6 protein-coding genes are annotated in these 12,295 nt (G+C 63.3%); 3 read left to right on the forward strand and 3 right to left on the reverse strand.

The genetic code is table 11. From position 1 onward, the window contains the following. Positions 1-156: 156 nt before the first annotated feature. Both ACQ4V8_RS06015 and ACQ4V8_RS06020 read right to left on the reverse strand, forming a co-directional pair. The gene (locus ACQ4V8_RS06015; RefSeq protein WP_436571072.1) at positions 157-4,581 is read right to left on the reverse strand and encodes a translocation/assembly module TamB domain-containing protein; all 4,425 of its coding nucleotides are present in this window, start codon (positions 4,579-4,581) and stop codon (positions 157-159) included. After that, positions 4,581-6,491: an autotransporter assembly complex protein TamA gene (locus ACQ4V8_RS06020; RefSeq protein WP_070345857.1), complete on the reverse strand. Its 1,911-nt coding sequence runs from the start codon at positions 6,489-6,491 to the stop codon at positions 4,581-4,583. Before ACQ4V8_RS06020 ends, ACQ4V8_RS06015 begins: the two co-directional genes overlap by 1 nt. Before the next feature lie 223 nt (positions 6,492-6,714). Here ACQ4V8_RS06020 and queC point away from each other — a divergent pair, with 223 nt between their 5' ends. Further along, positions 6,715-7,428: a 7-cyano-7-deazaguanine synthase QueC gene (gene queC / locus ACQ4V8_RS06025; protein ID WP_010394734.1), complete on the forward strand. Its 714-nt coding sequence runs from the start codon at positions 6,715-6,717 to the stop codon at positions 7,426-7,428. Between the two features lie 400 nt (positions 7,429-7,828). Beyond that, a complete protein-coding gene (locus ACQ4V8_RS06030; RefSeq protein ID WP_261980786.1) occupies positions 7,829-10,810 on the forward strand; it encodes a sensor domain-containing diguanylate cyclase in 2,982 nt (993 codons plus the stop codon). Here ACQ4V8_RS06030 and ACQ4V8_RS06035 read toward each other — a convergent pair whose 3' ends face one another. Next, positions 10,811-11,191 (reverse strand): hypothetical protein, encoded by a 381-nt coding sequence (locus tag ACQ4V8_RS06035; RefSeq protein WP_010394737.1) that lies wholly within the window; start codon positions 11,189-11,191, stop codon positions 10,811-10,813. A 570-nt stretch (positions 11,192-11,761) separates the two neighbouring features. Here ACQ4V8_RS06035 and ACQ4V8_RS06040 point away from each other — a divergent pair. Then, entirely contained in the window at positions 11,762-12,271 is a 510-nt protein-coding gene (locus ACQ4V8_RS06040) for a hypothetical protein (RefSeq protein ID WP_436571073.1), read from the forward strand. The last annotated feature ends 24 nt before the right edge of the window (positions 12,272-12,295 follow it).

Genomic DNA, 12,295 nt, shown 5'->3' on the forward strand with positions numbered 1-12,295 from the left:
GCGCCGAGGCGCCCTTTGTTGTTTCTGTGGTGTCGGATTACGCGGCTGCGCCGCTAATCCGACCTACGCACATGCACATGCACATGGACATGGACATGGACTGTAGGTCGGATTAGCCCGCAAGGGCGTAATCCGACAACATTGTTGGCCGCCACTCTAATCAAACGCCCACGTGTACAACACGTCCAGCGCATTGTTGGTCCCGGTCTGGAATTGCAGGGTGATGCGGCGGTTCAGCTTGTAGCGCAGTTTCACCAGGCTCGTCGCCGTGCTCGTGCCTTGCTCGAACGTCAGGTAGGCGCGCGACGACAGCCGCTTGCCAACCGTGACCACCGTGCTTTCCAGCCCTTGCGCCTGCGACAGGCCGACTTCATCGAGGCCCAGTGAATTGGCCAGCTTGCCTTGCAAGCCGCCGCCGGAGCCGCCGAAGAGGGCGCCTGCGGCCGTCGTCAGCAGGGCCATTTCATCGCCCGCTGTCGTCTCCGCGCCGTGGCCCAGGATCAGCCAGGCCAGCTTGTCGCTGTCCGACACGCTCGGCGTGGACACGAGCTTGGCCGTCGGTGCCTGCGCCGTGCCGCGCACTTCCACGCCTGCTTCCACATTTGTTTCCGACAGCGCCTCGCCTTCGGGCCGCTTGCGCACGGCCAGGATATTGAGCGATGGGTTGTCATAGGCCCCCGTGAAGGCGATCAAGCCGCGTTCGATCGACAGCTTCTGCCCGTAAGCGGCGTACTGGCCGTTGCTCACTTTGATGCTGCCCGTCACGCGCGGCGCGGCGCGGTTGGTGACGCGGGCGCGCACATTGCCCGCCAGGTCGGCATCGAGTCCCATGCCGCGCAAGTGGAAGGCATTGCCCAGGTCGAATTCAAGGTCGATATTGAGCGGCAGCGACGGTGCTTCCTTGCTGCCCTTGACTTGCTTGCCCAGTACGATCACGTCGCTGCTTTGCGTGGGGGTATCTTGCGGCGCCAGTTCGATCAGCGCGCGGTTGGCCTTGAACTTGCCTTCGAAGCTGAAGCGCTTGTCGTTGCGCACCAGGCTGCTGTTGCCCGACAGGATCAAGGTGCGGTCAGGACGCGACAGCGCCTGCAGGCGGTCGGCCATCAATTTCAGTTCCATGCTCGCTTCGCCATTGGCAAAACGTACCCAGCCATCAGCCTGCAGCTTGCCATCGCCGCCGTCAAAGCTCAGGCGCTGCAATTGCAACTGATCGCCGGCCAGCTTTGCTTGCAGCACGCCATTGCGCAATTTCAAGCCCTGGTCGGCCCAGTTCAGCAGCAACTTGCTGCCGCTGATGTCGCCATTCAATTGCGGCGCACCGATGGTGCCGCTGCCGGTCAGGGTCACTTTCAAGGCCCCGCCCAGCTCCAGGCCCGGCTGTCCTGTCAGCGGCGCCAGCCATGCCAGTGTATCGATGCTGGTCGTGCCCGTCAGGGAGAGGGCGCTGTCGTTGCTGATGCGTCCGCCCAGCATTTGCACGCTGGCATTGATATCGCTTTGCCCCGCGCGCGCGCCATCGAGTTTCATGGCCAGGCGCAGTTGCTGGTTGGCCACATCCACGCGCGCATCGAAGGTGCGCAGGCCCAGCGCCAGCGGCTGTTCCACGCCCACCGTCACATCGCCTTTTTCGCGGTAGATGTGCAGCATGCCGGCCAAAGACGGGTCTTTTTGCTTGGCCGTCGCTACCTGCATGTCGAGCGACCATTGCGCGCCCAGGGTCAGGTCACTGCGCGCATTGGCTTGCAGCGACGGAATCGCTTGCGCCAGATAGCTCAGGGCCACGCCGGCCGCCTGGCCGGAACTGCTCCAGCGAGTGCCGTTCTTGGCCAGGCTTTGCATGTTGATGCTGCCTGCCGGTAATTTGATGACAGTGTTGCCCACGCTGATTTGTTCAGGCTGGCCCAGGCCCGCCACGCCGCTGTCGGCGGGACCGGCCACTTTCACAGGCACGGGCGCTTGCAGCACCAGTGCATAGCGGCCCTTGTTTTGCAGGCTATCGAGCGTGCCCGTCCAGTTGGCGCCGCTCTGGCTGCCCCGGATGTGTGCGCTGGCATCGACATCGTCGTTGCGCGCCGTCAAACTGAGCGTATGGCTGCCGCGCGTGCCCGTCGTGCTCAAGCGGGCGCTGGCCAGCTTGAAGGTGGGGGTGCTGTAGCCCGCGATGTCCAGGCTGCTGACCATGGGGTCGAGTGCGCCTTGACCGGCGCCTACGCTGGCGCTGCCTTTGATGGCTTTCAGTTGCTGGTCGCCAAAGAAGGTCAGGTCACGGCCTTCGAGCGTCAACTGTGCGGCCGGTGCATCCATCTTGCCGCTCACGGAACCGGCTGCCTGCAGCATGCCGGCAAAGCGTGGACCCAGGGTCGACAGTTGCGGCGCGTCGAGTTTCCACGTCAGTTGATCGGTGGCGCCACCCAGCGCGCCCTTGGCCAGCAGGCTGTTCGGCCCCAGGCGCAGTGCCGCATCGACGCTGTCGACGCGTTTCGCATTGGCCGACAGCTTGGCATAGCCGGCCAGCGGCGCGTTTTGCAGCGTCGATTCGCGCAAACTGAGGTTCAGGGCCACTTGCCAGTCGCCGGTTAGACGGCTGCTGCCGTTGAAGTCCGCATTCACGCTGCCGTTGGGTAAAGTTGCGCCGAAGGCGGCCGGATTGATCTTTTGCAAGGAACCCGTCATGCTCAATTGCGCTTCCTTCTTCGGCCCCGTCAAGCCCACTTCGCCGCTGGCGTGAATGGCGCTGTCAGGCGCCGGGCGCTTGCCACTGGCGAGGCCTAATCCTTTCGCAGCGGCAACAAACGTCGTGCGTGGCTGCTGCAGGCTGCCTTGCAGCACGCCGCTAGCCAGCACGGCGCCCAGCAAGTCGTTTTTCAGGGCCGAGAGCTGGCGCGCATCGACATTCCAGTTGAGTTTTTCGCCGGCGCCGCCAAAGTTACCCTTGGCTGTCAGGTTGTTCTTGCCCAGCGCCAATAGCACGTCGATGCCGCTGAAATGGCTTGCCTCGGCTGTCAGCTTGCCCTTGCCCGATAAAGGCTGGTCGAGCAGCTTGCTGGGGCGGACGGTAAAGTCCGCATTCGCCAGCCATTGCGGGGTGACGTGGCCGCTGGCGCGCACGTCGAGGTTCAGGTCGGCCACGGGGAAGGCGCCGAAGTCGGCCGGGTTCAATCGGCTGGCATTGGCCATGGCCTTGAACGGCTGCGCGTCCTTCAGGCTGATCTGGCCCGTTGCGTTGACGCTGCTTTTGCCAGCTTGCAAGCTTGCCTTGCGCAGTTGCACCAGGGAATCTGCCAGGGTGGCTTCCAGGTCCAGGCGCAGCTTGGCTTCGCCCAGTGTGGCGCGCAGCGATTGCGTCTTGCCGTCGCTGTCGAGCACGATATCGCCCGCGATTTTTGTGCTGTTGATCCTGCTGTCAATATGCTGCAAGTCGATCTTGTCTGTGTGCAAGGTCAGCTGCGCGGTGCCGATGGGCGCATCGGCGGCGTTGCGCTTGAGCTTGCCGCTACCCGTGAATTTTCCTGCGTTGCCGAAATCGATGATGGCCGATTCCAAAGTCGTCGCCGTCAGGGTGCCGCCCAGGCGCGCTTCGAATTGGCGCAGCGGCAGCTTTTGCTGGTCGATGGGGCCGGGCGTGGCGTGGTTAAGGATGGCCAGCTTGCCCGACACGGTTTGCGCATTGGGGCGCGTGTCGATGGCGGCGTCGAGCTCCAGGCTCAGGTCTGCCTGCGGCAAGGTGGCCTCAAAACGGCCCGGATTGATCTTGTGGCCACGGATGCTGGCCGAGCGCAGGATGATGATGGGATCGAACGGTGCCAGCGCTAGCTGGGCATCGGCCGTGGCCGCGCCCGCGCTGCCCTTGGCCGTCACGTTCAGCAGGTTCAGGTCGCCGCCCAGTTGCAGATTCAAGGCCGCTGGCTTTTCATCGGCGGCGGCAGTGCGCTGCGTCAAGCTCGCCTTGCCGCTGAGCTTGAACGGCTGCGTGGCGGCAATGGTCGCGCTGGCCGTGGCTTGGCCGAATGGCGTCAGAGCTGATGCAGCTTCCAGCTGCCATTGCGTCTTGTCGCCCGATAAGGTGAAGTGGATTTTTTCAAATACCGTGTTGCCGCCCGCACTGATGAGTGTGACCTTGTCCAGGCGCGCGTCGGAAATGCCGATCTTGAACGGCGCAGCCAGGCTGGCCGGCATCGTCGATGGCTCTTCGGAGGGCGCCGTGCTTTCCACGGTCAGGCTGGCCACGTGCAGTTCGCTGATGGCGATGCCTTCCGAGAAGAACTGGAACGGCGACCAGTCGATGTCGATGTTGTCGGCCGTAATGTGCTGCGTCTTGCTGCGGTAGCTGACGTGGCCCAGGTGCATGCGCTTGTACAGCGAGCCCGACACGCCCGACACTGCGATGTCGCCGCCGCTGGCGCTGGCCACTTTTTGTACCAGCATCTGCAAGGTCGATTCGCGGCCCAGGAACCAGAAGGCTGCGCCCAGCAGCACGGCCAGGCTGGTGATGGCGATCAGCACATAGCGCAGCGCCCGGCGTGGTTTTTTTGGTGTTGCGGGTGGTGCGGCATCGTGCGATTCGGTAGGCATATCAGACATCAGAAAGTGAATCCAAGAGAGAAGTGCAAACGGTATTTTTGGACCGCGTGGCCATATGCCACGTCGACATTGATGGGGCCGATGGGGCTCTTGTAGCGCCCGCCCAGGCCATAGCCCGATTTTGGCGTCATGGCCGCTTTCACGGTGTCGGCGGCATTGCCGGCGTCATAGAAGGCGGCAATCGCCCATTTCGGCTGGAACCAGTACTGGTATTCGGCGCTGCCGGTGAGCATGTAGCGCCCGCCGATGATGGCATCGCCTTGCTTTACGCCCAGTTCCTGGTAAGCATAGCCGCGCACCGACTGGTCGCCGCCCGCACGGAACAGATACACGGCTGGCACGCCGCGTTTTTCCTTCGAACCCAGCGCGCCGATTTCGCCGCGCACGATCAGCTCGCCTTTTTCACCGAGCGGACGGTAATACACGGCCTTGCCGGCCACGCGCACGAAGCGCTCGTCCGTCAGCACCGGCAGCAGGGCGCCGCCCACCTGCGCATTGATGACATAGCCCTTGGTAGGGAACAGCAGGCTGTCGAGGCTGCGCTTGGTGATGGCATAGGTCAGGGGCAAGCTCTTGCTGCGCGTCTGTTCCAGCCCCACCACGGTCTTGTCTTCGCTGAGGAACTCGAACGTCAGGCTGCGTTCAAGGTTGGTGCCGCCCCAGTTGCGCTTGGCCGAGATGGTGGTGACGGCCGTGATTTCGTTGGAAATATCGCTGCGCTCGAACGAGGCGCCCGCGCTGTCGTTGTAGCCGCGTTCGGTGGTGGGGAAGTAGAAGTTGGCGTGCGCCGTCTGTTTCTTCGTTTCCATGGTGACGGCGCTCTTGAAGCGCGTGCCCCACACATTCAGGTTGTCATAGTTGAGCTGGGCGCGATTGCCCGTATTCGTACTGAAACCGAGACCGGCGCTGACGTTTTGCTGCTTGTTTTCCGTCACGCGCACCACCAGCGGCAGCAGTGGCGCGGGGCCGCGGTTGATGGGTTTGGCTTCTGCGGCGGCGGCCTCGGCTTGCTGGCTTTCCTGGCCCGCTTCGATCTGCTCGCTCAGGATGCTACTCATGTCGGTGCTCACTTCCACGCTGGCAAAGTAGCCCGTGTCCTGCAGGCGTGCCTGCAACGATTGCAGCGCCGATTCGCTGTAATAGTCGCCCACGCGTATTTTGTCGAGGTTGCGGATGATCGCTTCCGGGTAGCGTTTCAGGCCTTCGATGCGCAGTTCGCCGAAGCGCAGTTCAGGGCCGCTGTCGAGCACCACCAGCAAGGACACCGTGTGCGTTTCCGGGTCGACGGTAGCTTGCGTATCGACCAGCTGGGCGCGCGGGTAGCGCGTCTGCACGACTTCGCGCAGCAGTGCGCGCTTGGCCGATTCCCATTCGGCCTGGCGAAACACGCTGCCCGTCTTCAACGGCCAGCTGCGCTTGAGCGCGTCTGTATCATATGCTGCGGACGCTGCCAGCGGCGGCGTGGGATCGAAGCCGCGCAACTCCAGCTCGACCTTGTCGATAGTGACCGGTGCGCCCGCTTCGACGTCGACGATGACGAGCGTTTTGGCGCCCGTCGTATCGACGCGCACCGTGATGACGGGTGTGTAGTAGCCGGCCGTGGCGACGAGGTTTTTGGCTTGCTCAGGCGTATCACGCACGAGGCGCTGCAATTGTTCGCGGTCCATGCGCGGGTTGCCGCGGAAGCGTTCCAGGTCCAGGTTTTTTTCAAGCAATTCATCAAGATCGCCGGGCGCATTGATCTTGACCTCATACTGCAGCGGCGCGGGCGCCGCTTCCGTGCTGGTGTCGGCGACAGCGTCTTGGGGGCGCTCTTGTACGCGCTCTTGTGCTCCCTCTTGCGCGCGGGCTGCGGCGATGGGAAACAGCAAGGTCGCACCACCGGCGACGGCCAGTGTCAGTTGACCCATTACTTTTGTCACGACTTGTGCCAAAATTGGTGATCGTATCGCCTTGCCGGCAGCGCTTTGCCGTATGCGTCGTGCAGAAAACATGGTGCTCCAGATGAGTAAATGCTGACTGTATGTTACCGGAATAGGTAAACTGATGGCGGACGGATAAGTATTTTTTGCGCAGGGAATCACGTTTCCTCGCGCACGATTGCAACAGAGTAAAACTGAAAAGAAAGAAATTATGCTAGCAACGGACTCCGCACTGGTGCTCTTTAGCGGTGGACAAGATTCCACCACCTGCCTGGCCTGGGCCTTGAAGCACTATAGCCGCGTGGAAACTATCGGCTTTGACTATGGACAGCGCCATGCGATCGAGCTGACCGTGCGTCCCGGCCTGCTTGCACAGATACGCGAGCAGTCGCCCGAGTGGGACAGCCGCCTGGGGCAGGATCACATGATAGACCTGTCATTGATTTCTGCCATTTCCGATACGGCCATGACGCAGAACGTCGAGATCGTCATGCAGGAAAATGGCTTGCCGAACACCTTCGTACCTGGACGCAACTTGTTGTTCATGACAGTGGCCGCCACCGTGGCGTACCGCCGCGGCTTGACGGTGCTGGTGGGCGGCATGTGCGAGACGGATTTTTCCGGCTACCCGGATTGCCGCGACGATACGATGAAGGCGCTGCAAGTGGCCCTGAATCTGGGCATGAACACGCGCTTGAAACTGGAAACGCCGCTGATGTGGCTGGACAAGGCGCAAAGCTGGGACTTGGCGCAAGACCTGGGCGGCCAGCCGCTGGTCGACCTGATCCGCAGTGGCACGCACACCTGCTACCTGGGCGAGCGCGGCGAACTGCACGACTGGGGCTATGGCTGCGGCACCTGCCCCGCCTGCGCCCTGCGCGCGAACGGCTACCAGCAATACGCTGCGCGCAAGGCGGCGAAGTAAGCGGGGCTGCCACAGAAAGCTTGCGCCGTTGCGTCCAACGGTGCGGCAGGCTGTGCGCCCATGCCGTGTTTTTGACACGCCAGCGCCTTGCCATGCACGCTCTCTTCGCCGCGCTGTACCTGCACGCGCTCGTCAATGAAGCGCGGCACTTGCCGCGGAACACGTGATGGCAGTCACGAAATATGTGGTCTTTTTAATACAATATTCAGTATTGCAAGGGCGCCCGCTGTAACGTACTATCATTTACATCGACTACCGCTGGTAATCGTGCAGCCCGCTGCCAGTCATGCTGCTGGCCGTGTAGCGGTTGGATAACTGTTCTGCTTTTCCGCCTGTCATGCCTACACGCGCATCTCCGTCTTGGTTTGTTCGCTCAGCGTCGCACTGGGTGGGGCCGCGCGTGCTAGCTGCGCTGGTGCTGTCGCTGTGCCTGGGGCTGACGTATGGCGCCTGGCGCAATGCGCATGACGCCAGCGAACAACAGGTGCAGGCCGATTTTGAGTTCCGCGTGCGCCAACTGGCGGGCAATATCGTGGTCCGTATGCAGACCTACATCCAGGTGTTGCAAGGCGTGCAGGGACTGTATGCCAGTTCGCAGGACGTTGCGCGCAGCCAATTCCATGCCTATCTGGCGGTGCTGCAGGTGGAGCGGCTCTTTCCCGGCATCCATGGCATCGGCTACCTGCCGCTGTTGCCCGGTGCCGGGCTGGCGCGGCACGAAGCTGGCGTGCGCGCGGAGGGCTATCCCGGCTATGCCGTGCGTCCGCCCGGCCTGCGTGCCTGGTACGCGCCTATCACCTATCTGGAACCTTCGAGCGAGAGCAACTTGCTGGCGCTCGGCTATGACATCTGGCATGACCCCGTGCGTCGCGCCGCGCTTGAACAGGCGCGCGACACGGGGCAAGCGGCCATGACGGGCAAGATCGCGCTGGTGCAAGATGCCGGCAATGTCCAGGCGCACGGTTTCCTGATGGTATTGCCCGTGTATGACAATGGCTTGCCGCATGCCAGCGTGGCGCAGCGGCGCGCCGCCTTGCGGGCCTGGGTGTTTGCACCATTTCGCATGGGCGATCTGATGGCGGGCGTGGGCGGCGAGGGCGCGCGCTTGCTGGACCTGGAAATCTATGACGGCACCCGATTGGCCGAGGCGACGCTGATGCATGACAGCGTGCCCGGTGCCTGGTCGCTGGCCGCGTCGGACGGCTTGGTGTCGCAGCAAGCGATCAGTATCGCCGGCCATGCGTGGACCCTGCGCGTGCGTGCCAAGCCTGGCTTCGATGGCGAGCTGCTGGCGCGGCCTCGCCTGGTGGCCTGGACCGGCGTGCTGGCCAGTGTCTTGCTGGCGCTGGCTGCCTGGCGGCTGGCGCTGGGCCGCGCCCGCGCACAGGTGGCGCTGGCGCGCTCGAGCGAGCTGACCGAACAGCTCGAGCAGGGCCAGGCGAGCGTGCTGGCGATGGCTGAGGCGGCGCAGCGCAGCCAGGCCATGTTGCGCAGCATCCTCGATTCGACGATCGACGGCATTCTGGTCGACAACATCGATGGCCACATCTTCACCTCGAACCGGCGCTTCCGCGACCTGTGGCAAGTGCCCGACGTGCTCGACTGGCAAGCCGATGACGCTGCGCTGGTGCGCCATGTGGAAGGCCAGCTGGAGGAGGCGGCGCCTTTCCTGGGAGCACGCGCCGATACGCCGCACGGCCACCGCGAGCGGCGCGACGTGCTGCGCCTGCGCGATGGACGGGTGGTCGAACAGTATGTGCGCAGCATGCAGCTGGGCAACGAACAGGCGCGTCTGTGGACTTTCCGCGATATCAGCGAGCGCAGCCAGATGGAACGGCGCGAGCACACGCGCCGGCAAGTGCTGGAAATGCTGGCTACGGGCGCACCCCTGGAACGGGTGCTGGAAAGCGTGGTGCTGGGGGTGCAAGCCGACCATCCCGCCATGCTGTGCAGCATCTTGTTGCTCGATGAAAACCGCCACCGCCTGGTGCTGGGCGCGGCGCCGAGCTTGCCCGCATTTTTCAATCTGTCCAGCCATGGCCATGACCTTGACAGCCTGCAGGGCGTGCATGGCATCGCCGCGCAAGCCCTGCATGATGGCCAGCGCGTGATCGTCGGCGATCTGCATGCCGTTGCCGATGCGCAAGAGACGATGGAGCTGGCGTGGCGGGCCCAGTTGCAAGCGTGCTGGGCCGAGCCCGTACGTGGCGGCTCGGGCAAGCTGCTTGGCGTCCTGATGGCATATCACCGCCAGCCCACCTTGCCGGGCGCGGCGCACCTGGCGCGGCTCAGCGAGGCGGCGCATCTGGCTGGCATGGCCATCGAACAGGCGCAGGTGGCACTGGCCCTGCGCGCCGGCGAAGCGCGTTTCCGCAGCCTGTACGACCATGCACCCGTGGCCCTGTGGGAACAGGACTGGTCGGCCGTGCGCGCCGCACTTGATACGTTGGAGCAAGCGGGGGTACACGACCTGGGTGCTTATTTTCAGGCCAATCCGGACGCGCTGCGGCGCCTGGCCAGACTGGTGCGCATCATCGATGCGAACGGCGCCGCACTGGCACAGGTGCGTGCCAATGAGGACGACCAGCGGCGCGGCAAACTGGGCCTGGCGCAGAATTTCGATGACAGCGCCTTGCCCCGCTTCGGCGATGCGCTACTGGCACTAGCGGGCGGCGCGCATCTGTACGAGTGCGAGAGCAGCTTCGTGCGTCTCGATGGTGCTGCGCGTCAAAATGAATTGAGCTTGCTGGTGATGCCCGGCCATGCGGACAGCCTGGACTTCGTCATGGTGTCTACCCTCGATATCACCGAGCGCAAGCGCATGAATGCAGAACTGTTGCAGCTGGCTACCACCGATTTCCTGACCGGCTTGCCGAACCGGCGCCATTTCATGACGGCGCTGGAAAACGAGCATGCACGGCTGCAGCGCGAACTGGCCAGCTGCGCCAGCGTGCTGATGCTAGACATCGATCACTTCAAGCGCGTCAACGACGCGTATGGCCATGCGGTGGGCGATACCGTGCTACGCCATCTGGGCGCGCTGATGTGCCAGGCGCTGCGCAAGGTCGATGTGCCGGGCCGCATGGGCGGCGAAGAATTCGCCATCTTGCTGCCGGGCACAGACCTGGCTGCGGCGGCCGTGTTTGCCGAACGGCTGCGCCGGCGCGTGGCGGACAGTTCCTTGACCACCGATGGCGGTATCTTGATCAGTATCACGGTGAGCATCGGCATGGCCGCCCTGGCCGGCACCGATGCCGATTGCGACGCCGTGCTGGCACGCGCCGATGAAGCGCTATACCGGGCCAAGCGGGGCGGGCGCAACCGCGTCGAACAAAACGACTGCGGCAGCGATGGCGTGCTCAGCAAGTGCATGGCGCAGTAATTACAGGCTGTGCTGACGCGCTTGCGCCTGCTTGCCATGACGCTTGCGGCTGACGATCAGCCAGACGATGGCGACGGGAATCAGCAGTGGCAGCAGCACGGGCGTGCTCAGCGCCAGCAGCAGCACTACGCACAGCACCAATGCGGTGATCATCACCACGCCCACGCCGGCCAGAACCACGCCCATGACGACCGCAGCGCACACCAGCGCAATGGCGCTGACCAGCAAGCCGCCGCTCGCAAACACCAAGCCGAATAGCCATTCCAGCGGGCCATCGAGATCGTCGCCCTGGAACTGCATGTGCATGTCGCTGCCGCTGACCTTGTCGAGGAACAGGCAGGCCAGCATGATGATGAGAATAAAGGTGAGTAATTTTTTCATGCGATGCCTCAGTGTGTGGGTGATCGGGTGTTGCATGAGTACACTGTAGGCGCTCGCGGCGGGCGTAGCCAGCGGCGTGCGACAGGCGGTTATTTTCACGGCATGGACGGTCGCTACGGACAAAAAATGCTGATATGAAACAAGATTTCTTTTCTTGTAATAGGCGCAAGCCGTCCTATACTGAATACCTCAGTCGAGCAAGGAGGGCAACATGCTTTTGTTTGCAGATACCGGGGATCAATCACTCTCGCTTTCCCCCCACCGAACCACGCGCCAGCGTAGCGCCCCGCAGTCCTGCGCCGAGCCCGTTGGCGCGCCATCGGCGATACCGCCGATCATCATTACTCCCTTTCATTACCATGCGCCGCTGCCAGCCATCGACCCGCGCTGGGTACCACCCGGTCCACCGCTGACTTGGCCCAAGCTGCCTGTCATGTCGCTGTGTTGAGCGCTGCCGTGGCGGCAGGCTGGCCCGTGCCGTGTGACCTGCCGTCGCGCTTTTGGTGAGGCGGCACGGGAGGGCGTTTTCGACTATCATGCTAGCCCCGATCCTTCAACACGAGCACCGCCATGCGTAGCGATTTTCCCGCCTTTCCCGATGAACCCGCCGAGCACGATAATGACGCCCCGATCCAGGAGCCGCGCCTGTGGGTAGGCAATGGCTGGACGGCGCGCGTGATGAAGAACGAGGAAGATGAAGGCTGGGCCGTGGCCATGATCAAGGATGGCGAACCGGAGCCGGCGCTGGTGGGGCCGTGGACCATGGGCCGTGACAAGAAAAATCCGAAGCCGCTCGATGTCAACGCTTTCAATACCCTGGTGAAGACGGCCTCGGAAGTGCTGCGCCGCCACGAGCAGCAGCTGCATGCGCAATTGCACAAGCACTTGTTCGTCGCCACCGAAGACGGCCAGGTCAAGGTGATGTTCGACATCGTGCCCGATGAAGAGCACCCGTACGCGGAACTGAGCGCCTACGACGCCGATGGCGAACAGATTGCCAAGGTGCGCACCTCGGCCGCCTTCAAATTTAGCGCCACATCTGCGGCGAACTGGATCGAAGGCGGCTACCGCAAACCATGACCAGGTAGGTCGGATGAGCGGGGC

This window comes from Janthinobacterium paucivorans (assembly GCF_051380805.1).
GTDB lineage: Bacteria > Pseudomonadota > Gammaproteobacteria > Burkholderiales > Burkholderiaceae_D > Janthinobacterium > Janthinobacterium lividum_D.